Origin of the sequence: Streptomyces sp. NPDC058662 (assembly GCF_042716255.1) — a bacterium.
GTDB lineage: Bacteria > Actinomycetota > Actinomycetes > Streptomycetales > Streptomycetaceae > Streptomyces.
Genome location: NZ_JBHXRU010000092.1, coordinates 1 through 25,993, shown reverse-complemented (window position 1 = coordinate 25,993; position 25,993 = coordinate 1). Strand labels below are relative to the sequence as shown.

Here is a 25,993-nt window from a genome sequence, read left to right as displayed (position 1 = left end):
ACGCCCGGTTACATTTCGAACCCGGAAGCTAAGCCTTTCAGCGCCGATGGTACTGCAGGGGGGACCCTGTGGGAGAGTAGGACGCCGCCGAACAATCATTGTGGGAATGCCCCGCACCAACCCGTTCCGGGTTCGGTGCGGGGCTTTTCTGCGTTCCCGGCCAGATGTGGAACGCGCAATCCGCCGTCCCGTCGAGCGGGACGGCGGATTCACGAGCGATTCCACGATCCGGTTCCACGAGCGGATCCATGAGGAGTCAGAGGCGGCCGGCGGCCTTGAGGGCCAGGTAGGCGTCCGCCAGGGCCGGGGCCAGGGTGTCCGGGGTCGCGTCGACGACGTGCACGCCGTGGCGGGTCAGCTGGTCGGCCGTGCGACGGCGCTGGGCCTGCGACTGGGCGCCCGCCGCGGCCTCGTAGACGGCGTCCACGTCACCCCGGGCCTCGGCCATGTCCGCGACGTGCGGGTCGGCCACCGAGGCCAGCAGGACGGTGTGGCGCTGCGTGAGGCGCGGCAGCACCGGCAGCAGGCCCTCCTCGATCGGGGCGGCGTCCAGGCTTGTCAGGAGGACCACCAGGGAGCGGCGCGGCGCGCTGCGCAGGACGGTGGAGACCAGGGTGCGGGAGTCCGTCTCGACCAGTTCCGGTTCGAGCGCGGCCATCGCGTTGACGAAGGCCGGGAGCGTGTCGGCCGCGGAACGGCCCTGGACCAGGGCGCGGGGGCGCCGGTCGTGGGCCAGGAGGTCCACCCGGTCGCCGGCGCGGGTGGCCAGAGCGGCCAGGAGCAGGGCCGCGTCCATGGCGGAGTCCAGACGGGGGGCGTCGCCGACCCGGCCCGCCGAGGTCCGGCCGGTGTCCAGGCAGATCAGGATGTGCCGGTCGCGTTCGGGCCGCCAGGTGCGGACGGCCATCTTCTGCCGGCGGGCCGTGGCGCGCCAGTCGATGGAGCGGGTGTCGTCGCCGGGTACGTAGTCGCGCAGGCTGTCGAACTCGGTGCCCTCGCCGCGGGTCAGGAGGCTCGTACGGCCGTCCAGCTCGCGCAGTCGGGCCAGCCGGGACGGCAGGTGCTTGCGGCTGGTGAACGGCGGCAGGACGCGTACCGTCCACGGTGCCGGGTGGGAGCCCTGGCGGGTGAGCAGTCCCAGGGGGCCGTACGAGCGGATCGTGACGCGGTCGGCCGTGCGGTCGCCGCGGCGCACCGGCAGCAGGCGGGTGGTCAGGCGGCGGCGCTCTCCCGGCGGGACGGTCAGCCGGTGGCGGGAGGCCACGGTGTCCGTGCCGGGCGGCCAGCTGCTCGGGGGCCACGCGTCGCGGACCCGGGCGCGCAGCGTGCGGCCGCTCGGATTGGTCACGGTGAGGTGGACGTCGGCCGCTTCGCCGAGGCGGACGGAGGTGTCGCCGGCGCGGGCGAGCCGCAGGGTGCGGACGGGCGCGGCGAGGGCGCAGTCGACCGCGCAGGCCAGTGCGAGCGTGCCGTTGACGGCGAGCAGGCCCGTCCAGCTCGGTTCGAGGAGGCCGACGGGGATGCTGCCGAGGGCTGCCAGCAGGGCGGCGCGTCCGGTGAGGGCCATCAGCGCGGGACGGGGACGTGGGAGAGGATCGCGGTGATGACGGCGTCGGCGGTGACTCCCTCCATCTCGGCTTCCGGGCGCAGTTGGACGCGGTGGCGCAGCGTCGGCAGGGCCAGGGCCTTGACGTCGTCGGGGGTGACGTAGTCGCGGCCGGTCAGCCAGGCCCAGGCGCGGGAGGTGGCCAGCAGGGCGGTCGCGCCGCGGGGAGAGACGCCGAGGGTGAAGGACGGGGACTCGCGGGTGGCGCGGCAGACGTCGACGACGTAGCCGGCGATCTCCGGGGAGACGGACACCTTGGCGACGGCCTCGCGGGCCGCGTCGAGCTGGGCCGGGCCGGCGACGGGGCGGATGCCCGCGGCGTGCAGGTCACGGGGGTTGAATCCGGCGGCGTGGCGGGTCAGGACACCGATCTCGTCCTCGCGGGAGGGCAGGGGCACGGTGAGCTTGAGGAGGAAGCGGTCCAGCTGGGCTTCCGGCAGCGGGTACGTGCCCTCGTACTCCACCGGGTTCATGGTGGCCGCGACGAGGAAGGGCTCCGGGAGGGGGCGCGGGGTGCCGTCGACGGTGACCTGGCGCTCCTCCATGGCTTCGAGGAGGGAGGACTGGGTCTTGGGGGGCGTCCGGTTGATCTCGTCCGCGAGGAGGAGGTTGGTGAAGACCGGGCCGCTCTGGAAGGAGAACTCGGCGGTGCGGGCGTCGTGGACGAGCGAGCCGGTGACATCGCTCGGCATCAGGTCCGGGGTGAACTGGACGCGCTTGGTGTCGAGTTCGAGGGAGGCGGCGAGGGCGCGCACCAGGAGGGTCTTGGCGACGCCGGGGACGCCTTCGAGCAGGACGTGGCCCCGGCACAGGAGGGCGACGACGAGACCGGTGACGGCGGAGTCCTGGCCGACCACGGCCTTGCCGATCTCGGTGCGGAGCGCTTCGAGGGAAGCGCGGGCGCTGTCCGCGGTGGCGGATTCGGTGGCCGGGTACGTCATGACGTACGGACCTCTCTTTCGAGGGCGTCGAGGTGGTCGGCGAGCGCGACGAGTGCCGCGTCGTCCGGGGGCGTGGTGCCGAAGAGGAGGGTGTGGGCGTCCCGGGTCCCGTCGGTGAGGCGGGCGGAGACGGCCGGTACGAGGGCGTGCGGGTCGTGGGCGCGGGCGTGCGGTACGCCGACCAGTGCGGCCAGGCGTTCGCGGGCGGCGGCGCGGAGCACGGTGGCGGCGCGGTCGCGGGCTCCGGCCTTGCGGTAGAGGCGGGCGCGGCCCTCGGTGGCCTCGGAGGCGCGGATGACGACGGGCAGCTTCTCGGTGACGAGGGGGCCGAGTCGGCGGGCGCGCCAGAGGGCGGCGAGTACGGCGGCGACGAGGAGCTGGAGCAGGGCCCACGACCAGCCGGCCGGGATGAGGTCGAGGAGGCTCTTCTCCTCGCCGGGCGCGGTCCCGGGCTCCGAGTCGGCCAGGGAGGGCATGTACCAGACGAGGTCCGGTCGGGAGCCGAGGAGTTGGAGGGCGAGCGAGGCGTTGCCCTCGTCCGCGAGGTTCTCGTTGAGCAGGATCGACTCGGCTCCGAGGACGACGGTGTCGCCGCCGGTGGTGCCGGAGGGCAGGACCAGGAGGGTGGGCCGGCCGTCGCTGGGGTAGCAGGCGGTGGCCGCGGTGCGGGTGGTGGTGTAGCGGGGGCCCGTTCCGGTGCCGGCGCGGCCCGCCGAGGTGGCGGCGGGCAGGGCGCAGTCCGGGGACAGGACGTCGGTGTGGGCCGTGCCCTGGGTGTGCACGTCGGGGGCCAGGCCGGGGAGGCTGGGGCCGCCGGGGGCGAGCAGGACGGTGCGGCCGCCGGAGAGGTCGGCGGCCGTACGGACGGCGCGCTGCTGGGTGGCGCCGAGGCGGTCGGGGTCGGTGACCAGGAGGGTGGTGCCGGGGCCGGCGGCGGCCGCGGCCTCGCGGGCGGTGGTGACGACGCGGGTGGTGACGCCCCGCTCCTTGAGGAGTTCGGCGACGGCCCGGCTGCCGAAGGGGTCGGCGGAGCGCGGGTCGAGGTATCCGTGGCGGGTGCCGGAGTTCAGCACGGCCATGGCGACGCCGCCGGCGACGAGCAGGGCGGTGAGGACGAGGACGGTCCGTGCCCGGCGCAGTGCGGGGGCGCGGCGGGGGCGCGGTGCGGGCGCGGGCGGTTCCGCGGCGGCCGGTGCGGGCGCCGGCGCGGCGGGCGCGGTGGGGGACGTGTCGAAGGGGCCGGGGGCCGGCGGGGTGGGGCCGGTCATGCGCTGGGTCCCGTCAGGAGCGGCTTGGCGCGGTCCAGGGTGAGGTCGAGGGTGCGCAGGCGGGCGTAGGTGTCGGCGTCGGCGGTGCGGCCGCCGTAGGTGACGTCGTCGAAGGCGCGGGCCGCGGCGCGGAGTTCGGCCGCGTGGTCCGGAAGGGACACCGAGGCCTCGGCGGCCGCCTCGTCGGCGGTGCGGCCCGGGCGGGGGTCGAGCAGGGTGCGCTCCTCCAGGGAGCGGACGACGGCGCGCATGCGTTCCTGGACGGCCTCGGTCCAGCGGGCGGCGGCCGCGTGGGCGTCCGCGGCGGCGCGGTGGTCGGCGGCGCTGCGCGGGCCGTCGTCGAAGAGCGTGCCGGTGCTGGTGGCCGTCCGGCGGGGGGAGCCGAGCCGCCACCACAGGAGGGCGGCGACGAGGACGACCAGGACGATCACGGTCAGCAGGCCGAAGCCGCCTCCGGGAGTGACCCCGGAGGCGGACCGGAGGAGCTCGTCGAGCCAGGTGAGGAGTTCGCGCAGGGCGCGGTCCAGCAGGCTGGGGTCGTTCTCGTGGTACGCCGGCTCGGACAGTTCGCGTTCGGCCGCCTCCCGGGCGGGTCCGCGCGGTGTGGTCACCGGTGGTGTCTCCGCGCCGGGCAGGAGCGCGGCGGCGCGGTTGATGAGGCCCCCCGTACTCATCATCGGTGCCTCAGCCTCCGGTCGTGCCGTAGTTCTCGACGCCGGCCGCCCGGGCGAGCTCCAGGTCGAGGGCCTCGCGGCGGATGCGCTGGTCGACGTAGAGGAGGACGGTGACGCCGGACTGGAACGGCGTGACGATGGTCTGCGCGATGATCAGGCCGATCGCGGAGAAGATCAGCGTGCCCCACGCGGTGGTGGCGGTGCCGTCCTGGAGGGCGTCGAGGCCGCCGCCGAAGCCGAAGAGCCCGATGAGCGACAGCGGGTAGTAGATGATCGCCGAGATGATGGCGGCCATGATCGCGGTCAGGACCGTGATGCCGAAGATGCGCCACCAGGAGCCCTTGACGAGCTTCGCGGAGCGGCTGAACGCCTTGAAGACGCCGCTCTTCTCCAGCATCAGGGCGGGCGAGGCCAGGCTGAACAGGGTGCCGAGCCAGGCGGCGAGCACGACCCAGAGCAGCAGGCCGAGGAAGATCAGGCCGATGCTCTCGCTGAGGATCGCGGGCAGCATCAGGACGATGGCGAGCACGATGAGGCCGCCGCCGAGGAGTGCGGTCAGGCCGATGAGGCGCAGGAGCTGGGCGCGGGAGTCGCGCCAGGCGTCCGAGATCGAGGAGTTCTGGCCGAGGATCGCGCGGCTGAAGATCATCGTCAGCATCGCCGTGACCACGATCGTGCCGAGGTACTGGAGGAACTGGGTGACCACCGTGACGGACAGGGTGGTGCCCAGCGCGTTGATGGCGTCGGCGGGGGTCATGTCCGCGTCAGCCGTGATGATCAGGTCGTCCATCATGAACTTCGTCGCGAAGAGGCTGATGACCTGCACGACCGTGGCCACGACCAGGGTGATGGGCAGTACCGAGCGCCAGTGGGTGCGCATGGTGGCCACCGCCCCGTCGAGGATCTCGCCGAGGCCCAGGGGCCGCAGCGGGATCACGCCGGGCTTCGCGGCGGGGGGCTTGCCCCACGGGCCGGGGCCGCCCGGGTAGCCGTACGGGCCGCCCTGCTGCGGGGGCCCGTACTGGCCTCCGTACGGGCCGCCCGGCTGGGGGCGGTCCGCTCCCCAGCCGGCGCCCTGCGGGGGCTGCTGCGGCGGGGCCTGCTGGCCGGGGGCCGGGCTGGACCACTGGCCCGGGGGCGGCTGCTCGGCGGACCACTTCGGGCCGGCGGCGGGCTGCGCGGGCGGCTGGGCGGGCTGGACCGGCGGCGCGGGCGGCTGGGCGGCGGGGCCCGGCCTGTCGGCGGGGGCCCCCGACCGGTCGCCGTCGGACGGTTCGGATCCGGGCGTAGCCCAGCCCGGAGAGTCGGTCATCGTCACTCCTTCACGTGCACCTGCTGCGGGGCGGGGGGCGCTGATCGCTGCCATCGTGCCACGTGGGGCCACCGAACGGACCAGCCGTCCCCCCGGATACCGGTCAGCCCGTACCTTCAATTGTCGCCCGGATCCGGGGCAGACTGGTCGACCTGTTCCGCACGCAGGTCCGAGGGGCGATTTCCAGCCCTTTTGGCTGTGGGACAGCTCACCGCCGGGTAACGATTAGCTAATGGGATGATGTCAACCATGAAGGGACGCGTCCTTGTCGTCGACGACGACACCGCGCTGGCCGAGATGCTCGGCATTGTGCTGCGGGGAGAAGGTTTTGAGCCGTCGTTCGTTGCGGACGGTGACAAGGCACTTGCTGCCTTCCGGGAGGCGAAGCCGGACCTGGTGCTCCTCGACCTGATGCTGCCCGGACGGGACGGCATCGAGGTGTGCAGGCTGATCCGGGCCGAGTCCGGCGTGCCGATCGTCATGCTCACCGCCAAGAGCGACACCGTGGACGTCGTCGTGGGCCTGGAGTCCGGGGCCGACGACTACATCGTCAAGCCGTTCAAGCCGAAGGAGCTGGTGGCCCGTATCAGGGCCCGCCTGCGCCGCTCGGAGGAGCCCGCGCCTGAGCAGCTGGCCATCGGTGACCTGGTCATCGACGTGGCCGGGCACTCGGTCAAGCGGGACGGCGCCTCCATCGCGCTGACCCCGCTTGAGTTCGACCTGCTGGTCGCGCTGGCGCGCAAGCCCTGGCAGGTGTTCACCCGCGAGGTGCTGCTGGAGCAGGTGTGGGGCTACCGGCACGCGGCGGACACCCGCCTGGTCAACGTGCACGTACAGCGGCTGCGCTCCAAGGTCGAGAAGGATCCGGAGCGCCCCGAGATCGTCGTGACGGTGCGCGGTGTCGGCTACAAGGCAGGGCCGAGCTGACGTGACGGCCGGCAGTCCCCGGGGCGGTTCCCGCTGGGGAGCGCTGCGGGGAGGCCGGGCGCTCCGCCAGGTCGCGGAGGGAGCGCCGGGCGGCCCCGTGCTGCGGCTGTTCGTGCGCCTCTTGCGCCGGCCGCTGCTTCCGGCTGTCCGGCTGTGGCGGCGCAACATCCAGCTCCGGGTGGTCACCGCGACGCTGCTGATGTCGCTGGCCGTGGTGCTCGCCCTGGGCTTCGTCGTGATCGCCCAGGTCAGCAAGGGGCTCCTCGACGCAAAGGAGGAGGCCGCGCAGAGCCAGGCCGCGGGCGGCTTCGCGGTCGCACAGGAGAAGGCCAACGCCCCCGCCACGGTGGACGGGCCCGACGCCACCGACAACAAGGTCGGGCGGGACGCCAGTACCTGGATGAACTCCCTGGTCAAGCAGTTGGCCAGTGGTGGCCAGACGGCCTTCGAGGTCGTCGCGCTCGGCGCCGGCACCGGGGAGCAGGCCCCCGGCGGCCAGGGCGTCAAGGGAGCCCGGGCCTCCGGGAACGTGGACCCCACCGCGAGTGTCCCGCTCGCGCTGCGCCGGGCCGTCAACCACGCCACCGGCGCTTTCAAGACGTTCTCCGAGATCAAGTACACCGCCGGGTCCGGGCAGAAGGCGCCCGAGCCCGCGCTGGTCGTCGGCAAGCGGCTGACGGACATCAACGGCGACCCGTACGACCTGTACTACCTCTTCCCCCTGACGCAGGAGGAGGAGTCCCTCAACCTGGTCAAGAGCACCATCGCCACCGCCGGGCTGTTCGTGGTCGCCCTGCTGAGCGCCATCGCCTGGATGGTCGTGCGGCAGATCGTCACTCCGGTGCGGATGGCCGCCGGGATCGCAGAGCGGCTGTCGGCCGGACGGCTCCAGGAGCGGATGAAGGTCACCGGCGAGGACGACATCGCCCGTCTGGGCGAAGCCTTCAACAAGATGGCCCAGAACCTCCAGCAGAAGATCCAGCAGTTGGAGGAGCTGTCGCGGATGCAGCGCAGGTTCGTCTCGGACGTCTCCCACGAGCTGCGCACCCCGCTGACGACGGTGCGGATGGCCGCCGATGTCATCCACGACGCCCGGGTCGACTTCGACCCGGTCACCGCGCGCTCCGCGGAGCTCCTCGCCGGGCAGCTGGACCGCTTCGAGTCGCTGCTCGCCGACCTGCTGGAGATCAGCCGGTTCGACGCGGGCGCCGCCGCCCTGGAGGCGGAGCCCATCGACCTGCGGAACGTCGTACGCCGCGTCATCGACGGGGCCGAGCCCCTCGCGGAGCACAAGGGCACCCGGATCCGGGTGCTCGGCGACACCCAGCCCGTCATCGCGGAGGCCGACGCCCGGCGCGTGGAGCGGGTGCTGCGCAACCTGGTCGTCAACGCCGTGGAGCACGGCGAGGGGCGCGACGTGGTGGTCCGGCTCGCGTCCGCGGGCGGGGCCGTGGCCGTGGCCGTACGGGACTACGGCGTCGGCCTCAAGCCCGGCGAGGCCACCCGGGTCTTCAACCGGTTCTGGCGGGCCGATCCGGCGCGGGCCCGCACCACGGGCGGGACGGGCCTCGGCCTGTCCATCGCCGTCGAGGACGCCCGGCTGCACGGCGGCTGGCTGCAGGCGTGGGGCGAGCCGGGCGGCGGCTCGCAGTTCCGGCTGACCCTGCCGCGCACCGCCGACGAGCCGCTGCGCGGATCGCCGATCCCGCTGGAGCCCGAGGACTCCCGCGCCAACCGGGCGCGCGCCGCCGCCGAGGCCGCCGCCGCGGCCGCGGGCGGTACGGGCTCGCGGCCGCAGTCGGACGGCGACCGGTCGCCGATACCGCCCCGGCCGCCCGTCGCCGGGCAGACGACCGTACCCGCCGACCCGACGGCGCTGCCGGGCAGCGGCGCGCGGGTCGTGGCGAGACCGGCCGAGCAGGCACCACAGGAGGATCGAACCGATGGAGTCTGAGCCCATGGGCCGACGGGGCGCCTTCGTACGGGCGGGCCTCGTCCGGGCGGGCCTCGTACGGGCGGGCGCCGAGCGGGCCGGCCTCGTGCGGGTGCGTCTCGTACGGGTCGGCGCGGTGGGCGCGGCCGGGGTGCTGCTGGCCGGCTGCGCGTCCATGCCCGACCACGGCGACATCCGCCCGGTGGAGGCCTCGCAGGGCGTCGACTCCCAGGTGCGGGTGTTCGGGGTGCCCCCCGCGGACAAGGCCAGCGCCGCCGAGATCGTCGACGGCTTCCTCGAAGCCATGACCAGCGACGACCCGCAGCTGGAGACCGCGCGCAAGTACCTCACCGAGGAAGCGGCGAAGAACTGGAAGCCCGGCTCCGCCGTCACCGTGCTCTCCGCGGGGCTGGACCGGTTCTCGGTGGGCGGCAAGGACCCGGCGGGCCCCCGCTTCAAGGTGACCGGCGCCAAGCTCGCCACCGTGGACGAGCGCAGCGCCTACCAGCCCGAGAGCGGCGGCCAGTACGAGGAGTTCCTCCAGCTCACCCAGGAGGACAAGCAGTGGCGGATCTCGACCCCGCCCACCCACCTCGTGCTCAGCGAATCCGATTTCCAGCGCATCTACATGCCGGTCAACAAGTACTACTTCGCGGGCGGGACGCTCGTCGCCGATCCCGTCTACGTGCGCCAGCGCAGCGATCCGGACTCGCGGATGGACCCGACGACGCAGACCGTGCAGTCGCTGCTCGCCGGCCCGTCCAAGTGGCTCGGCCCCGTCGTGGAGTCCAGCTTCCCGACCGGTACGGAGCTGCGCGAGGGCACCAAGTCCCTGTCGTACGACGGGGAGAACACGCTGCGCGTGCCCCTCAACGACAAGGCGGCCAACGTCGCGCAGCCGCAGTGCCAGAAGATGGCGACTCAACTCCTCTACACCGTCAAGGATCTGACGGCCTCCCGGCTCGACCGGGTCGAACTGCTGCGCTCCGACGGCAAGTCCTCGCTGTGCGCGGTGTCCGAGATCGCGGCGGCGGCGATCGCCAACCGGCCCCGCACCCCGGACTTCCAGTACTACGTCGACAAGGACAGCCGGATGGTCCGGATCAAGCTCGACGTCGCCAGTGAGGAGCAGCAGTACCGGCCCGAGCAGGTGCCGGGCCCGCTGGCGGGGGCCGCCCAGTTCAAGGTCGGCTCGACCGCGGTGTCGTACGACGAGCGGCGCGCGGCGGTGGTCTCGGAGGACCGGCACGGCCTGTACGTCGTCTCGCTGGTCGGGGCCGGCGCCATGCCGCAGCCGGTGCCGGTCGGCAAGGCCGGGCGCCCCAAGCAGCTGACCGCGCCGAGCTGGGACGCGGCCGGCGACCTGTGGATCGCGGACCAGGATCCGCAGGGCCCCGGACTGTGGCGGGTGCCGGGCGGCACCGGGACCCCGGAGAAGGTCGAGGTGGCCGGGCTGGACGGCCGGCAGATCACCTCGCTCAAGGCCTCGTCCGACGGGGTGCGCGTCGCGCTGCTCCTGGAGCGGGGCGGCGGCCGCAAGGAGCTGTTCGTCGGACGGATCGAACGGCCGGACGGCAAGGGCGACTCCTCGGCGGTGACGGTGCGCGAGCTGCGTCCGGCCGCACCGCAGATGGCGGACGTGACGGCGATGAGCTGGGCGCCGCGCGGGCGGCTGCTGGTGGTGGGCCGCGAGAGCGGCGGGGTCATGCAGGCCCGCTACATGCTGGCGGACGGCTCGATGGTCGCGGCGAGCCTGCCCGGTGCCACCGGGCTCACCTCGGTGGCCGTGGCGGCCACGGAGGACGAGGCGAAGCCGAAGCCGGTGCTGGCGCACACGCTGGACGACGGGATCGTCTGGCTGCCGCCGGGGGCGCAGTGGCGCGCGGCGGCGGCGGGCGGCAGGGCGCCGGCGTACCCGGGCTGATCCGCGCGCCGGTGCCGCGGCCGTTGTCCACAGGGCTGGCGGGGGCGGTCGGGGGCCCGGCAGGCTGGGCGGATGCGGGGGTGGTGGTGGCGGGAGCTCGCCGGGCTGGTCCTGCCGGTCGACTGCGCCGGCTGCGGGGCCGCCCGGATCCTGGTGTGCGCGGACTGCCGCCGTGCGCTGAGCGGGGCCGCCTCGGGGTGTGTACGGCCGTCTCCGGGGCCCGCGGGGCTGCCTGTGGTGCATGCGGCGGCCGCGTACCAGGGGGGCGTGCGCGCGGTCCTGCTGGCGCACAAGGAACGCGGGGCGCTGCCGCTGGCGGGGGTCCTCGGCGGCGCCCTGGCGGCCGCCGTCGGGGCGGGGCTCGCGTGCGGTCCGGGGCTCGTGTGCGGTCCGGGGGAGTGGGGCGGCTCGGCGGTGTCGTGCGGTCCGGGGGAGTCGGCCTCGCGGGGGCTGTCGGCGGAGGTGGTCCTGGTGCCCGTCCCCTCGGCCCGGCGGCGGGTCCGCGAGCGCGGCCACGACCCGGCGCGCAGGATCGCCCTCGCCGCGGCGCGGCGGCTGCGCGGGGCCGGTGTGCCCGCCCGGGTGGCCCCCGTACTGCGGCTGCGGCGGGCGGTGGCGGACCAGGCGGACCTGGGGGCCCGGGAGCGGCGGGAGAACCTGGCGGGGGCCCTGGGGGTGAACCGGGAGGCGGCGCGGCTGACGCGCGGGGCCCGCATCGTACTCGTCGACGACGTGGTCACCACCGGTGCGACGCTCGCCGAGGCGGCCCGGGCGCTGCGCGCCGCGGGGCTGGTGGAGGGGGTCGCGCCGGGGGCGGCGGTGGTCGCCGCGCCCGCCTTGGCCTTCCGCCCGACCGGGTGCGCGGGCCGAGCGGTCCGAAATTCCCGCGAATAGATTTGGAACCGGATGGGAAGGCGCAACGTTGCAGGTAGTAAGAGGGAGCAGTCACCTGAACGGAGGTACGTTCCGGTAGCGGGTGCCGACAACCGCCATAGAGAGATATGTTCGGTTGTGAGGAACTGGCGAGCCTTGGGCCACACGCATCGGATCGCACGTTTCGGAATTCTTCGTGACAGGAGGCTGTCTCTCGACTCCGAAGTCGGTGGGGTGTAGATCTTGCCGATGGGGGAGGAGGAGGTGAAAGTCGCCAAGTCCGAGGCTCCGGTGTTCACCGGAGTCTGGTGCGAAAGGGAGACGCTTCGCCCCATGAGGCGGAGCTATCCGGGAACGGAGTTCTGCGTGGACATCGTCGTCAAGGGCCGCAAGACCGAGGTGCCCGACCGGTTCCGCAAGCACGTGGCCGAGAAGCTGAATCCGGAGCGGATCCAGAGGCTCGACGCCAAGGTGATCAGCTTGGACGTCGAGGTGTCCAAGGAGCACAACCCGCGGCAGGCCGACCGTTCCGACCGCGTGGAGATCACCCTGCGATCACGTGGCCCGGTGATCCGGGCGGAGGCGGCCGCCGCCGACCCGTACGCGGCCCTGGACCTGGCTCAGGACAAGCTGGAGGCCCGGCTGCGCAAGCAGCACGACAAGCGCCACACCCGCCGCGGCAGCGGACGCATCCCGGCGGCCGAGGTCGCCGACGTCGTACCGGACGCCGCGACTCTGAACGCCAATGGGGAGCCGGTCTCGGAGGAGAAGGCGGACGCGGTCCCGACCACCCGGATCGGGTCGCTGGAAGTGCAGGGCGAAGGCCCGCTCATCGTCCGCGAGAAGACGCACTCGGCTTCGCCCATGTCGCTCGACCAGGCCCTCTACGAGATGGAACTGGTCGGCCACGACTTCTACCTGTTCGTCGACTCCGACAGCAAGATGCCCAGCGTCGTCTACCGGCGCCACGCCTACGACTACGGCATCATCCACCTGAATCCCGACGGTGCCTCCAGCTCGGACGAGTCCGGCGCGGGCGCCGGCGGAGCGCTGGGCGGCTGATTACCCGTTCATTGATCGCCCCCGCGGGACCTGTGTCGGGCCCGCGGGGGCGCCCGTGTGACGGGTATGCGCCAGAGGGCCGCCGAGACCTCCCGCGCGGCGCCGCGGGTCGTGGAATCATGGCGGGCAGTCAACGGGCGGGAATGTCCCCCGCATTGACCCAGCAGCTCGGTACATGCAGGGGGAGGAACGATGGCGGACAGCTTCGGGCCGGTGCGAGGTGACGACGGCGCGGGCTGTCGGGAGGCGGACCGGCCGACCGGGGCGGACGCGGCCGGGGAGCCCATCCGGGTGCTGGTCGTCGACGACCACGCCCTGTTCCGGCGGGGGCTGGAGATCGTGCTCGCGCAGGAGGAGGACATCCAGGTCGTCGGGGAGGCGGGCGACGGAGCGGAGGCCGTGGACAAGGCGGCCGACCTGCTGCCCGACATCGTGCTGATGGACGTGCGCATGCCCCGGCGCGGCGGGATCGAGGCGTGCACGTCCATCAAGGAGGTGGCACCCTCCGCCAAGATCATCATGCTGACGATCAGCGACGAGGAGGCGGACCTCTACGACGCGATCAAGGCGGGCGCGACCGGGTACCTCCTGAAGGAGATCTCCACGGACGAGGTGGCCACGGCGATCCGGGCGGTCGCGGACGGCCAGTCCCAGATCAGCCCGTCGATGGCGTCGAAGCTGCTCACCGAGTTCAAGTCGATGATCCAGCGCACGGACGAACGCCGACTGGTGCCGGCGCCCCGCCTGACGGACCGCGAGCTGGAGGTCCTGAAACTGGTGGCCACCGGTATGAACAACCGGGACATCGCCAAGGAGTTGTACATCTCCGAGAACACCGTGAAGAACCACGTCCGCAACATCCTGGAGAAGCTGCAGCTGCACTCCCGGATGGAGGCCGTGGTCTACGCGATGCGGGAGAAGATCCTCGAAATCCGCTGAGGACGCGCGCCGCGAGCGCCGCCCCCCCGCCGGCGCTGCCCCCCGTCGGCGTCCCGCTACGGGTGCCGGGCGCGGAGCTCCGCCGTGACGGCCTCCGCCTGCGCGGCCGAGGCCGCGCGGTCGACCCGCACCTCCTCGCAGCCCACCCAACGGGCCGCCTCCCACAGGGCGTCGGCCATGGCCCCCGCGGCCCCCGGGGTCTCCAGCGAGAGCTGGCGGGCCACCAGGACGCGCCCCTCGCGGCCCGGGTCTACCCGCCCCTGGAGTCGGCCGCCGGCCAGCAGCGGCATGGCGAAGTACCCGTGTATCCGCTTCGGTCGGGGGACGTACGCCTCCAGGCGGTGGGTGAAGCCGAAGATGCGCTCCGTCCGCGGGCGGTCCCACACCAGGGAGTCGAACGGGGACAGCAGCGTCGTGCGGTGCCGGCCGCGCGGGGCCGTCGCGAGCGCCGCCGGGTCCGCCCACGCGGCGGCCGCGCCCCCGTCCCGGCCCCAGCCGGCGACCATGACCGGGACCAGCCCGGAGGCCGCGACCACCGAGTCGACCTGCTCGCCCTTGAGGCGGTGGTAGTCGGCGATGTCGGCGCGGGTGCCGACGCCCAGGGACTGCCCCGCCAGCGCGACGAGGCGGCGCAGGCACTCGCGATCGTCCAGGTCGTCGTGGAGCAGCGCGTCGGGGACGGCGCGCTCGGGCAGGTCGTAGACGCGCTTCCAGCCGCGGCGCTCGGCGCACACCACCTCGCCGGTGTCGAGCAGCCACTCGACGGCGATCTTCGTCTCGGACCACTCGAACCACTCGCCGCCGTTCTTGGCGCCGCCCAGCTCGGTGGAGGTCAGCGGGCCGTCGGCGCGCAGGCGGTCCAGGACCGCCCGGGTCGAGCGGTCCTTGTCCGCCAGGATGTGCCAGCGGTGGCCGCGCACCCGGTTGGCCCGGCGGCGGAAGGCGAAATGCGGCCATTCCTCGATGGGCAGGATGCAGGCCGCGTGCGACCAGTACTCGAAGGCGTGGCGGTCGGACCAGTACGCCTTCTCCACGGTGTCCCGGCCCACCGCGCCGAGGCGTGCGTACGGGACCAGCTCGTGCGAGCGGGCCAGGACCGAGATCGTGTCCAGCTGTACGGCGCCCAGGTGGCGCAGGACGCCGCGTACGCCGCCGCGCCGGTCGGGCGCGCCGAGGAAGCCCTGCGCGCGCAGGGCGATCCGGCGTGCCTCGTCAGCCGAGAGGGAGAGCAAGGTCATGCCGCGCAGCCTAAGCGCCGCCACTGACAGCGGGCAGGTACGGGAGCGCGCCCGGCAGGCCGAGGTCCGAGGGGAGCAGGGCGCCGACCCAGCAGTCGCGGACGCTGTCGCCGCGGTGCAGGGCCGCCCGCATCAGGCCCTCCACGCGGAAGCCGGCCTTCTCGGCGACGGCCCGCGAACCGGCGTTGCCGACCTCGGCGCGCCACTCCAGGCGGACGGCGCCCAGCTCGGTGAAGGCCCAGCGGGCGGCGGCGATCACGGCTTCGGTCATGAAGCCCTGCCCGCGGTGCTCCTTGGCCGCCCAGTAGCCGATCTCGTACGAGTTCGTCCCGAAGGCCTCGTGCACGTGGACGCCGACGGCCGCGACCAGCGGGCCGCCGGAGCCGAGCCGGACGGCGAAGGAGTAGGCGGCGTCGTCGCGCCAGCCGGCGGGGACCAGCTCGCCGACGAAGGCGCGGGCGTGCGCGCGCTCGTACGGGGAGGGGACCATGGTCCAGCGCTGGACGTCGGGGTCCTGGCAGGCCGCGTACACCTCGTCCTCGTCCGCGGGTATGAAGGGCCGCAGTTCCAGTCGTTCCGTGCTCAGCGTGGTGGGTTCCATGGACGGATTCTCCTGCCGCGCGGCGGTCGGCCGCGAGCGGATTTCGGCGACAGCGGCACCTTCGGGTCCCCCCGTACGTTCTCAATCCGGGCACCCGTGCCCGCGCGGCTACGGCGGACCTCCCGACGCGACCACGTCCTCGCTTACGATGGCCGTTGCGGTGGGGCCCACCTGCCGTGCCCGTGTACGTACAGTGCTCAGGCCCGACCGGCAAGGAGACAAACCTCGGTGTCCGTCTTCAACAAGCTCATGCGTGCAGGCGAAGGCAAGATCCTGCGCAAACTGCACCGCATCGCGGACCAGGTCAACTCCATCGAAGAGGACTTCGTCAACCTCTCCGACGCCGAGTTGCGTGCGCTCACGGACGAGTACAAGCAGCGGTTCCAGGACGGCGAGAGCCTGGACGACCTGCTGCCCGAGGCCTTCGCGACCGTCCGCGAGGCCGCGAAGCGGGTCCTCGGCCAGCGGCACTACGACGTCCAGATGATGGGCGGCGCCGCGCTGCACCTCGGCTACGTCGCCGAGATGAAGACCGGTGAGGGCAAGACCCTCGTCGGCACCCTCCCGGCCTACCTGAACGCGCTGTCCGGCAAGGGCGTCCACCTGATCACGGTGAACGACTACCTCGCCGAGCGCGACTCCGAGCTGATGGGCCGGGTGCACAAGTTCCTCGGCCTGGAGGTCGGCTGCATCCTGGCGAACATGTCGCCGGCGCAGCGCCGCGAGCAGTACAACTGCGACATCACGTACGGCACGAACAACGAGTTCGGTTTCGACTACCTGCGCGACAACATGGCCTGGTCCCAGGACGAGCTCGTCCAGCGCGGCCACAACTTCGCCGTGGTCGACGAGGTCGACTCGATCCTGGTCGACGAGGCCCGTACGCCGCTGATCATCTCCGGTCCGGCCGACCAGGCCACCAAGTGGTACGGCGACTTCGCGAAGCTGGTCACCCGCCTGACCAAGGGCGAGGCCGGCCAGCCGCTCAAGGGCATCGAGGAGACCGGCGACTACGAGGTCGACGAGAAGAAGCGCACCGTCGCCATCCACGAGTCGGGTGTCGCGAAGGTCGAGGACTGGCTCGGCATCGAGAACCTCTACGAGTCGGTGAACACCCCGCTCGTCGGCTACCTGAACAACGCGATCAAGGCCAAGGAGCTCTTCAAGAACGACAAGGACTACGTCGTCATCGACGGCGAAGTCATGATCGTCGACGAGCACACCGGCCGCATCCTCGCCGGCCGCCGCTACAACGAGGGCATGCACCAGGCGATCGAGGCGAAGGAAGGGGTGGACATCAAGGACGAGAACCAGACGCTCGCCACGATCACCCTGCAGAACTTCTTCCGCCTGTACTCGAAGCTGTCGGGCATGACCGGTACGGCCATGACCGAGGCCGCCGAGTTCCACCAGATCTACAAGCTCGGCGTCGTCCCGATCCCGACCAACCGCGACATGGTCCGCAAGGACCAGCCGGACCTGATCTACCGGACCGAGGTCGCGAAGTTCGCCGCCGTCGTCGACGACATCGCGGAGAAGCACGAGAAGGGCCAGCCGATCCTCGTCGGTACGACGTCGGTCGAGAAGTCCGAGTACCTCTCCCAGCAGCTCTCCAAGCGGGGCATCCCGCACGAGGTGCTGAACGCCAAGCAGCACGACCGCGAGGCGACGATCGTCGCCCAGGCCGGCCGCCGGGGCGCCGTCACCGTCGCCACCAACATGGCCGGCCGCGGTACCGACATCAAGCTCGGCGGCAACCCGGACGACCTGGCCGAGGCCGAGCTGCGCCAGCGCGGCCTGGACCCGGAGGAGCACATCGAGGAGTGGGCGCACGCCCTGCCCGAGGCGCTCACCCGGGCCGAGGCGGCCGTCAAGGCCGAGTTCGAAGAGGTCAAGGAACTCGGCGGCCTGTACGTGCTCGGCACCGAGCGCCACGAGTCGCGCCGTATCGACAACCAGCTGCGCGGCCGCTCCGGCCGCCAGGGGGACCCGGGCGAGTCCCGCTTCTACCTGTCGCTGGGCGACGACCTCATGCGCCTGTTCAAGGCGCAGATGGTCGAGCGCGTCATGGCGATGGCGAACGTGCCGGACGACGTGCCGATCGAGAACAAGATGGTGACGCGCGCGATCGCGTCCGCCCAGTCGCAGGTCGAGACCCAGAACTTCGAGACGCGCAAGAACGTCCTGAAGTACGACGAGGTCCTCAACAGCCAGCGCGAGGTCATCTACCGCGAGCGCCGCCGCGTCCTGGAGGGCGAGGACCTCCAGGAGCAGGTCCGCTTCATGATGGACGACACGATCGACGCGTACATCGCGGCCGAGACGGTCGAGGGCTTCGCCGAGGAGTGGGACCTGGACCGGCTGTGGGGCGCCTTCAAGCAGCTCTACCCGATCAAGGTCACGGTGGAGGAGCTGGAGGAGGCCGCGGGCGACCGCGCGGGCATCACCGCCGAGTTCATCGCCGAGTCCGTCAAGGACGACATCCACGAGCAGTACGAGGCGCGCGAGAAGGCGCTGGGCTCGGACATCATGCGCGAGCTGGAGCGGCGCGTGGTGCTGTCCGTGCTGGACCGCAAGTGGCGTGAGCACCTGTACGAGATGGACTACCTGCAGGAGGGCATCGGCCTGCGGGCGATGGCCCAGAAGGACCCGCTGGTCGAGTACCAGCGCGAGGGCTTCGACATGTTCAACGCCATGCAGGACGGCATCAAGGAGGAGTCCGTCGGCTACCTGTTCAACCTGGAGGTCCAGGTCGAGCAGCAGGTCGAGGAGGTGCTGGTGCAGGACGCGCCGTCGCTGACGAAGGAGCCGTCCGGGGCCCCGGCCCGCCCGGAGATCCGGGCGAAGGGGCTGGACGCTCCGCAGCGTCCGGACCGGCTGCACTTCTCGGCGCCGACGGTCGACGGCGAGGGCGGTGTCATCGAGGGCGACTTCGAGAGCGACTCCTCCGGTGGGGACGGGCTGACGCGGGCCGAGCGGCGCAAGGCGCAGAAGGCTTCCGGCGGGCGGCGGCGCAAGAAGTAGCCGTTGCGCGGCGTTTGCTGCGCGGGGGCGGGGTTCAGCGGCCGGGGTCGGGCACCGAGGGGTGTCCGGCCCCGGCCGTTCGCCTGGCCGGCGGGGGTGGCGGGTTTCGGGGGCGGTGCCGGTGGGGGCGTGCCCGGTGCGGCGGCACCGCGGGGCTCCGCCCCGGACCCCGCGCCTCAAACGCCGGCGGGGCTGAGGGTTGGGGTGCCGCCCCGGACCCGCGCCTCAAACGCCGGCGGGGCTGTATACAGCGCCCGTCCCGGCCCGGGGGTCAAGGTGGTTAGGGGAGGGGGCCCTGGAGTTCGATGGCGGCGCAGCGCCAGCGGAGGTCCGGGCCCTGTTCCAGGCGGAAGGCCATCGCCGTGAGGCGGTCGCCGGTGGCGATACGGGCGAAGGCCTCGATGACGCCCGGGCGCGGTGTGAAGCGGCCGCACTGGCGGACGACCGGGCTGAGCCGGTCGCCGCCCGGGTCGGCCGGAGCCAGGGTGACCAGCTGCTGGTACGCGGCGCCGACGGTGTGGCCCAACAGGGAGTGGACCGGGCGGCGGCCGCTGACCACCGCCAGCAGCCGGTCGGCGAACCAGTGGTGCGGGCCGAGCCGTACCGCGCGCGGCGGCCCGCCCGGCCGGCGCGGGTCGCGGCGCCCCGCCGGGCGGCCCCGGCCCGGTCCCGTCACCCGGCGGCGGCTCCCGTCGCCGCCGATCGTGCCCCGCGTCGTGGTGTCCATCGCGATCTGCCCCCGAACAGTCCGGGCCCGGAGCGGTACCGGGCGGTAACTTGATGGGGATCTTCTACGGGGGCCCGGACACGCTCCGCAACCGTCCGCGGCGGCCGCCCCGGCTGCCGCCCGGGTTCACCTATCCGAGTGGCGGCCGCGCCGCCCCCGGCCCGCGGCGCCCGCCGGCGGGGTACGCGGGTGGACGGGGGGCCGCCGTACCCCGGCAGCCCGATGGGGGACGCGGGCCGTCACTCTGCCGTACCCCCGTGATCCCGCCGGGCGGCAGTCGTATCCTGAGGACGATTCCGACTACCGAAAGCGGCCGGCCATGCGCGTCTACGTCCCCCTGACCCTCCCCGGGCTCGCCGAGGCGCACGCGGCGGGTGAGCTGGGCCCCGCCCCCCTGCGCGCCTACGCGGTCACCCCCGAGCTCCGCGAGTGGTACGTGTCGGACGACATCGAGGAGCTGGAGTACGCGGCCCTGGGCCGCGCCGCGGCGGCCTCCTTGCGCCTGGTCGCGGCCGACCCGACGGCTCCCCCGCGCCGCGTCGTTGTCGCCGTGGACGTCGCCGACCGCGCCGCCGCCGCGGCCCCCGGCACCGAGGAGGACGCCCTCGGCCGGGTGGCCCTGCCCGAGGCGGTACGGCTGACCGTGGCCGCCGCCGTGCACGTGGACGCGGACGACGCCGAGGCGGATGTCGCGGCCGCCGCGGCCGCGCTCCCGGCCGCCGACGGCGGCGACGGCGACGCCCGGCTCGTCGTCGACGGCGCCGAGGACCACGAGCTGCTGTGGTTCGGGGTGCAGGAGATTCCGGGGCTGCTCAAGTGAAGGACACGACCGGGTCGACCCCCTCCACGACCGCCACCGCGATTACCGCCGCCCTTGCGGCCTCCCCAGCCTCCTCCGCCTCCTCCACCTCCACGACGCACATCGTCTGGGACTGGAATGGCACACTGCTGCACGACATCGACGCCGTGATCACCGCCACGAACGGCTCCTTCGCCGAACTCGGGCTGCCGCCGATCACCCTGGCCACCTATCGTGACCTGTACGTCGTACCGGTGCCCAAGTTCTACGAGCGCCTCATGGGCCGGCTGCCCACGGAAGCCGAGTGGGCCGTCATGGACGAGGCCTTCCACCGCCACTACTGGGCCGCCGCCGAGAACGCCGGGCTCGCCGAAGGGGTCCGCGAGCTGCTGCGGGACTGGCAGCGCGACGGGCTCACCCAGTCCCTGCTGTCCCTGGCGCCCCACGACAGGCTCGTGCCGCTGGTGCGGTCGCACGGGATCGACGGCCACTTCCTGCGTGTCGACGGGCGCACCGGCCCCTCGCACACCAGCAAGGCAGGACATCTCGTACGCCATTTGGCGGCCCTGGAGGAGACGGGCGTGACGGCCGCCCGTACGGTCCTGATCGGAGACGCCGTCGACGATGCCTCGGCCGCGCGGCACGTCGGCGCGCGCGCCGTCCTCTACACGGGTGGTTCGCACAGCCGCAGCAGTCTGGAATCGGCCGGAGTGCCCGTCGTCGACACGCTGGCCGACGCCGTACGCACTGCTCGCGAGCTGGCCGAATAGGTACTGGCACGAGGCGCGAGCCGCGTCACTGCGCACATCGTCAAAGTTGTGCACCCACTTTTGTACAGATCCGGACCGTGACGGGGTGGGGGGCAGGCGAGATAGCCTTGTACCCGTGATCAGCGCGATAGCCCTCGGGGGCGCCGAAGCCCCCGGCCTGCGCCCGGCGCACGACCGTGCCCGGGCCGTCGCTGATCCCCGCCACCGGGACCTGATGATCATGGCTGATTCCCTCCCGGTCGGCTCTCTCGACGACATAGCGTCGATCCCGAACGGACACCCCGCCTCGCGGTGCTATGTCATTCCTTCCTTCACCTACGTCACGCAATGGCGCGCGACAGGAGCCAGAGGACATGCAGACCAAGCTGGACGAAGCAAAGGCCGAGCTGCTCGCACGGGCGGCCCGCGTAGCTGAGAACAGCCCGGCCGGGGGGCTACTTCCGTCTGGGTCCGAGCGGGGAGCGCGTCCTGACCAGGACACCGTGCTCGCGTACCTCCAGCGCTACTACCTGCACACCGCCCCCGAGGACCTCCTCGACCGGGACCCGGTCGACGTGTTCGGCGGGGCGCTCTCGCACTACCGCCTCGCGGAGAACCGCCCCCAGGGGACCGCGAGCGTCCGCGTGCACACGCCCACGGTGGAGGAGAACGGCTGGACCTCCAGCCACTCCGTCGTCGAGGTCGTCACCGACGACATGCCGTTCCTCGTGGACTCGGTGACCAACGAGCTGTCCCGGCAGGGCCGCGGCATCCACGTCGTGATCCACCCGCAGGTCGTCGTGCGCCGGGACGTCACCGGCAAGCTGATCGAGATCCTCGGCCCGGACTGCGACGCGCACGGCCCCCGTACCTCGCGCCCCCACGACTCCCTGGTGGAATCGTGGATCCACGTCGAGATCGACCGCGAGACCGACCGCGCCGACCTCAAGCAGATCACCGTCGATCTGCTGCGCGTCCTGTCGGACGTCCGCGAGTCCGTCGAGGACTGGGAGAAGATGCGCGACGCGGCGCTGCGCATCGCCGAGGGCCTGTCCACCGAGCCGTCCGCCCCCGACCTGCGCGAGTACGAGCTCGAAGAGGCCGGCGAGCTGCTGCGCTGGCTGGCCGACGACCACTTCACCTTCCTCGGCTACCGCGAGTACAACCTCGTCGACGGGGACGCGCTGGCCGCCGTGCCCGGCACCGGCCTCGGCATCCTGCGCTCGGACCCGCACCACAGCGGCAAGGACGACGGCCACCCGGTCTCGCCGTCCTTCAACCGGCTGCCGGCCGACGCCCGCGCGAAGGCCCGCGAGCACCGCCTGCTGGTGCTGACCAAGGCCAACAGCCGCTCCACCGTGCACCGCCCCTCGTACCTCGACTACGTGGGCGTGAAGAAGTTCGACGCCGACGGCAACGTCATCGGCGAGCGCCGCTTCCTCGGCCTGTTCTCCTCCGCCGCGTACACCGAGTCCGTGCGCCGCGTCCCGGTCGTCCGCCGCAAGGTCGCCGAGGTCCTGGAGCGCGCCGGCTTCGCTCCGTCCAGCCACGACGGCCGCGACCTGCTGCAGATCCTGGAGACCTACCCGCGCGACGAGCTGTTCCAGACGCCCGTCGACCAGCTCCAGTCCATCGTCACCTCGGTGCTCTACCTCCAGGAACGCCGCCGGCTGCGGCTGTACCTGCGCCAGGACGAGTACGGCCGCTACTACTCGGCGCTCGTCTACCTGCCGCGCGACCGGTTCACCACCGGCGTCCGGCTGCGCCTGATGGACATCCTGAAGGAGGAGCTCGACGGGACCAGCGTCGACTTCACCGCCTGGAACACCGAGTCGATCCTCTCCCGCATCCACTTCGTCGTCCGCGTCCCGCAGGGCCGGGAACTGCCCGTCCTGACCGACGGGGACGTCGAGCGCATCGAGGGCCGCCTCGTCGAGGCCGCCCGCTCGTGGGCCGACGGCTTCGGAGAGGCGCTGGTCGCCGAGCTCGGCGAGGAGCGCGCCGCCGAGCTGCTGCGCCGCTACGGAACCTCCTTCCCCGAGGGCTACAAGGCCGACCACTCGCCGCGTGCGGCCGTCGCCGACCTCTGCCACCTGGAGCGCCTCTCCGCCAGCGACCGCGAGTTCGCCCTGTCGCTGTACGAGCCCGTCGGCGCGGGCCCCGGCGAACGCCGCTTCAAGATCTACCGGACCGGCGACCAGGTGTCGCTCTCCGCGGTGCTGCCCGTCCTCCAGCGCCTGGGCGTCGAGGTCACCGACGAGCGCCCGTACGAGCTGCGCCGCGCGGACCGGGTCAGCGCCTGGATCTACGACTTCGGCCTGCGGATGCCCGTCCCCTCCGGCGGTGACGCCTCGGCGGCGTCCCACTACCTCGGCGACGACGCCCGCGAGCGCTTCCAGGACGCCTTCGCCGCGGTCTGGCAGGGCGACGCGGAGAACGACAACTTCAACACCCTGGTGCTCAGCGCCGGGCTGACCTGGCGGCAGGCCGTCGTCCTGCGCGCGTACGCCAAGTACCTGCGCCAGGCCGGCTCCACCTTCAGCCAGGACTACATGGAGGACACCCTCCGCAACAACGTCCACACCACCCGGCTGCTGATCTCGCTCTTCGAGGCCCGGATGTCGCCCGCCCGGCAGACCGCCGGCAGCGAGCTCGTCGACGCCATGCTGGAGGAGCTGGACGGGGCCCTGGACCAGGTCGCCTCGCTCGACGAGGACCGGATCCTGCGGGCCTTCCTCACCCTCATCAAGGCGACGCTGCGCACCAACTTCTTCCAGCTGAACTCGGCCGGGGAGCAGCACGCCTACGTCTCGATGAAGTTCGACCCGCAGGCCATCCCGGAACTGCCGGCCCCGCGCCCGGCCTTCGAGATCTGGGTGTACTCGCCGCGCGTCGAGGGCGTCCACCTGCGCTTCGGCAAGGTCGCCCGCGGCGGTCTGCGCTGGTCCGACCGGCGCGAGGACTTCCGTACGGAGATCCTCGGGCTGGTCAAGGCGCAGATGGTGAAGAACACCGTCATCGTGCCGGTCGGCGCCAAGGGCGGCTTCGTCGCGAAGAACCTCCCCGACCCGTCGGTGGACCGGGACGCCTGGCTCGCCGAGGGCATCGCCTCGTACAAGGTCTTCATCTCGGCGCTGCTCGACATCACCGACAACATGGTCGGCGGCGAGGTCGTGCCGCCGCGCGGGGTGGTCCGCCACGACGAGGACGACACCTACCTCGTCGTCGCCGCCGACAAGGGCACCGCCACCTTCTCCGACATCGCCAACGGGGTGGCGCAGGCCTACGGCTTCTGGCTCGGCGACGCCTTCGCCTCCGGCGGCTCGGCCGGCTACGACCACAAGGGCATGGGCATCACCGCCCGCGGCGCGTGGGAGTCCGTCAAGCGGCACTTCCGCGAGCTCGGCCACGACACGCAGAGCCAGGACTTCACCGTCGTCGGCGTCGGCGACATGTCCGGCGACGTCTTCGGCAACGGCATGCTGCTGTCCGAGCACATCCGCCTCGTGGCCGCCTTCGACCACCGGCACATCTTCATCGACCCGGACCCGGACGCGGCGACCTCCTACGCGGAGCGCCGGCGCCTCTTCGAGCTGCCGCGCTCCTCGTGGGCCGACTACGACACCTCGCTGATCTCGGCGGGCGGAGGCGTCCACCCGCGCACCGCCAAGGCCGTTCCGGTCACCGCGCAGATGCGCGCGGCCCTCGGCATCGAGGCGGGCGTCACCAAGATGACCCCCGCCGAGCTGATGCAGTCGATCCTGCGGGCGCCGGTGGACCTGCTGTGGAACGGCGGCATCGGTACGTACGTCAAGGCGACGGCCGAGACGCACGCGGACGTCGGCGACAAGGCCAACGACGCCATCCGCGTCAACGGCTCCGACGTGCGGGCCAAGGTCATCGGCGAGGGCGGCAACCTGGGTCTGACCCAGCTGGGCCGGATCGAGTTCGCCCGGTCCGGTGCCGGCGGCGAGGGCGGCAGGATCAACACCGACGCCATCGACAACAGCGCCGGCGTGGACACCTCCGACCACGAGGTGAACATTAAGATCCTGCTCAACGCGCTCGTCACCGAGGGCGACATGACCGTCAAGCAGCGCAACAAGCTGCTCGCGCAGATGACCGACGAGGTCGGCAGCCTGGTGCTGCGCAACAACTACGCGCAGAACATCGCCCTGGCCAACGGCGCGGCGCAGGCCCCCAGCCTCCTGCACGCCCAGCAGCGCTTCATGCGCCGCCTGGAACGTGCCGGGCTCCTCGACCGGCAGCTGGAGTTCCTGCCGACCGACCGGCAGATCCGCGAGCTGCTGAACGGCGGCAAGGGCCTGACCCAGCCGGAGCTGGCCGTCCTGTTCGCCTACACCAAGATCACGTTGGCGGACGAGCTCATCACGACCGGCCTGCCGGACGACGCGTACCTGCGCCGCCTGCTCTTCTCCTACTTCCCGGACGTCCTGGGCGAGAAGTTCCCCGACGCCGTCGACGGGCACGCGCTGCGCCGCGAGATCATCACCACGATCCTGGTCAACGACACCGTCAACACCGGTGGTTCGACCTTCCTGCACCGGCTGCGGGAGGAGACCGGGGCCTCCACGGAGGAGATCGTGCGGGCGCAGCTCGCGGCCCGCGAGATCTTCGGCCTGGCCGAGGTGTGGGACGCGGTCGAGGCCCTCGACAACGAGGTCGCGGCCGATGTGCAGACCCGGGTGCGGCTGCACTCCCGGCGCCTGGTCGAACGCGGCACGCGCTGGCTGCTGAACAACCGGCCGCAGCCCCTCCAGATCACCGAGACCATCGACTTCTTCGCGCGGCGGGTCAGCGAGGTCTGGGCCCAGGTGCCGAAGCTGGTGCGCGGCGCGGACCTGGAGTGGTACCGGTCGATCATGGACGAGCTGATCGGCGAGGGCGTGCCGGAGGAACTGGCGGCCAAGGTCGCCGGCTTCTCGTCCGCCTTCCCGACGCTGGACGTCGTCGCCATCGCCGACCGCACCGGGGTCGCCCCGCTGGACGTCGCCGAGGTGTACTACGACCTCGCCGACCGCCTGGACATCACTCAGCTGATGGACCGGATCATCGAGCTCCCGCGGTCCGACCGCTGGCAGTCGATGGCCCGCGCCTCCATCCGCGAGGACCTGTTCGCGGCGCACGCGGCGCTCACCGCCGACGTGCTGTCCGTGGGCAACGGCGACGCCACTCCCGAGGAGCGCTTCAAGCTCTGGGAGGAGAAGAACGCGGCGATCATCAGCCGGGCGCGGACGACCCTGGACGAGATCCAGGGCTCGGACGCCTTCGACCTGGCGAACCTGTCGGTGGCGATGCGGACCATGCGCAGCCTGCTGCGCGCGCACAGCTAGCCCCCGCGGCGACGAAGGCCCCGGCCCCCGGCACGTTCCGGG

The 25,993-nt window shown here is 72.6% G+C and carries 18 protein-coding genes and 1 rRNA gene; 11 read left to right on the top strand and 8 right to left on the bottom strand.

What is annotated here, in order from left to right:
• Positions 1 to 93, top strand: a 5S ribosomal RNA gene (gene rrf, locus ACFWUQ_RS25540); the annotation flags it as partial.
• A gap of 163 nt (positions 94 to 256) precedes the next feature.
• Here rrf and ACFWUQ_RS25535 read toward each other — a convergent pair.
• From ACFWUQ_RS25535 to ACFWUQ_RS25515, 5 genes are read right to left on the bottom strand one after another with little or no spacing between them, the layout of a single operon-like run.
• Positions 257 to 1,567 carry a DUF58 domain-containing protein gene (locus ACFWUQ_RS25535; RefSeq protein WP_384542294.1) on the bottom strand — a complete coding sequence of 437 codons (1,311 nt, stop codon included), beginning with the start codon at positions 1,565 to 1,567 and terminating at the stop codon, positions 257 to 259.
• Positions 1,567 to 2,547: an AAA family ATPase gene (locus ACFWUQ_RS25530; RefSeq protein WP_384542292.1), complete on the bottom strand. Its 981-nt coding sequence runs from the start codon at positions 2,545 to 2,547 to the stop codon at positions 1,567 to 1,569. The genes ACFWUQ_RS25535 and ACFWUQ_RS25530 overlap by 1 nt, the downstream gene beginning before the upstream one ends.
• Positions 2,544 to 3,815: a DUF4350 domain-containing protein gene (locus ACFWUQ_RS25525; protein WP_384542290.1), complete on the bottom strand. Its 1,272-nt coding sequence runs from the start codon at positions 3,813 to 3,815 to the stop codon at positions 2,544 to 2,546. The genes ACFWUQ_RS25530 and ACFWUQ_RS25525 overlap by 4 nt, the downstream gene beginning before the upstream one ends.
• Complete coding sequence (locus ACFWUQ_RS25520) at positions 3,812 to 4,492, bottom strand: DUF4129 domain-containing protein (RefSeq protein WP_384542287.1); 681 nt, start codon at positions 4,490 to 4,492, stop codon at positions 3,812 to 3,814. Before ACFWUQ_RS25520 ends, ACFWUQ_RS25525 begins: the two co-directional genes overlap by 4 nt.
• Before the next feature lie 7 nt (positions 4,493 to 4,499).
• Entirely contained in the window at positions 4,500 to 5,801 is a 1,302-nt protein-coding gene (locus ACFWUQ_RS25515) for a glycerophosphoryl diester phosphodiesterase membrane domain-containing protein (RefSeq protein WP_384542284.1), read from the bottom strand.
• Positions 5,802 to 6,038: 237 nt separating this feature from the next.
• On the opposite strand from ACFWUQ_RS25515, the gene mtrA reads away from it, so the two are divergent.
• The 6 genes from mtrA (at position 6,039) to ACFWUQ_RS25485 (ending at position 13,459) form a co-directional block, all read left to right on the top strand.
• Positions 6,039 to 6,728, top strand: a complete 690-nt coding sequence (gene mtrA / locus ACFWUQ_RS25510; RefSeq protein WP_189747360.1) for a two-component system response regulator MtrA — start codon at positions 6,039 to 6,041, stop codon at positions 6,726 to 6,728.
• Positions 6,729 to 6,825: 97 nt separating this feature from the next.
• Positions 6,826 to 8,682, top strand: coding sequence for an MtrAB system histidine kinase MtrB (gene mtrB, locus ACFWUQ_RS25505; protein WP_384542281.1), 1,857 nt, complete (start codon positions 6,826 to 6,828; stop codon positions 8,680 to 8,682).
• Positions 8,672 to 10,585 carry an LpqB family beta-propeller domain-containing protein gene (locus tag ACFWUQ_RS25500; protein ID WP_384542279.1) on the top strand — a complete coding sequence of 638 codons (1,914 nt, stop codon included), beginning with the start codon at positions 8,672 to 8,674 and terminating at the stop codon, positions 10,583 to 10,585. The genes mtrB and ACFWUQ_RS25500 overlap by 11 nt, the downstream gene beginning before the upstream one ends.
• Positions 10,586 to 10,852: 267 nt before the next feature.
• Positions 10,853 to 11,479, top strand: coding sequence for a ComF family protein (locus ACFWUQ_RS25495; protein WP_384542276.1), 627 nt, complete (start codon positions 10,853 to 10,855; stop codon positions 11,477 to 11,479).
• A gap of 345 nt (positions 11,480 to 11,824) precedes the next feature.
• Positions 11,825 to 12,520: a ribosome hibernation-promoting factor, HPF/YfiA family gene (gene hpf / locus ACFWUQ_RS25490; RefSeq protein ID WP_384542300.1), complete on the top strand. Its 696-nt coding sequence runs from the start codon at positions 11,825 to 11,827 to the stop codon at positions 12,518 to 12,520.
• Positions 12,521 to 12,712: 192 nt separating this feature from the next.
• Complete coding sequence (locus tag ACFWUQ_RS25485; protein WP_384542274.1) at positions 12,713 to 13,459, top strand: response regulator; 747 nt, start codon at positions 12,713 to 12,715, stop codon at positions 13,457 to 13,459.
• Between the two features lie 56 nt (positions 13,460 to 13,515).
• On the opposite strand, the gene ACFWUQ_RS25480 is transcribed toward ACFWUQ_RS25485, so the two are convergent.
• Together ACFWUQ_RS25480 and ACFWUQ_RS25475 are read right to left on the bottom strand one after the other, a co-directional pair.
• Positions 13,516 to 14,697 (bottom strand): winged helix-turn-helix domain-containing protein, encoded by a 1,182-nt coding sequence (locus ACFWUQ_RS25480; protein WP_384542271.1) that lies wholly within the window; start codon positions 14,695 to 14,697, stop codon positions 13,516 to 13,518.
• Between the two features lie 10 nt (positions 14,698 to 14,707).
• Positions 14,708 to 15,298 carry a GNAT family N-acetyltransferase gene (locus tag ACFWUQ_RS25475; protein WP_384542268.1) on the bottom strand — a complete coding sequence of 197 codons (591 nt, stop codon included), beginning with the start codon at positions 15,296 to 15,298 and terminating at the stop codon, positions 14,708 to 14,710.
• A 228-nt stretch (positions 15,299 to 15,526) separates the two neighbouring features.
• On the opposite strand from ACFWUQ_RS25475, the gene secA reads away from it, so the two are divergent.
• Positions 15,527 to 18,322 carry a preprotein translocase subunit SecA gene (secA, locus tag ACFWUQ_RS25470; RefSeq protein WP_384542265.1) on the top strand — a complete coding sequence of 932 codons (2,796 nt, stop codon included), beginning with the start codon at positions 15,527 to 15,529 and terminating at the stop codon, positions 18,320 to 18,322.
• A gap of 280 nt (positions 18,323 to 18,602) precedes the next feature.
• On the opposite strand, the gene ACFWUQ_RS25465 is transcribed toward secA, so the two are convergent.
• Positions 18,603 to 19,049 (bottom strand): Rv3235 family protein, encoded by a 447-nt coding sequence (locus ACFWUQ_RS25465; RefSeq protein WP_384542262.1) that lies wholly within the window; start codon positions 19,047 to 19,049, stop codon positions 18,603 to 18,605.
• Positions 19,050 to 19,368: 319 nt separating this feature from the next.
• Here ACFWUQ_RS25465 and ACFWUQ_RS25460 point away from each other — a divergent pair, with 319 nt between their 5' ends.
• From ACFWUQ_RS25460 to ACFWUQ_RS25450, 3 genes are all read left to right on the top strand, one after another.
• Positions 19,369 to 19,869 carry a DUF6912 family protein gene (locus ACFWUQ_RS25460; protein ID WP_384542260.1) on the top strand — a complete coding sequence of 167 codons (501 nt, stop codon included), beginning with the start codon at positions 19,369 to 19,371 and terminating at the stop codon, positions 19,867 to 19,869.
• Positions 19,870 to 19,910: 41 nt separating this feature from the next.
• Positions 19,911 to 20,618 (top strand): HAD family hydrolase, encoded by a 708-nt coding sequence (locus tag ACFWUQ_RS25455; protein WP_384542297.1) that lies wholly within the window; start codon positions 19,911 to 19,913, stop codon positions 20,616 to 20,618.
• Between the two features lie 353 nt (positions 20,619 to 20,971).
• The gene (locus tag ACFWUQ_RS25450; RefSeq protein WP_384542257.1) at positions 20,972 to 25,951 is read left to right on the top strand and encodes an NAD-glutamate dehydrogenase; all 4,980 of its coding nucleotides are present in this window, start codon (positions 20,972 to 20,974) and stop codon (positions 25,949 to 25,951) included.
• Positions 25,952 to 25,993 lie beyond the last annotated feature (42 nt).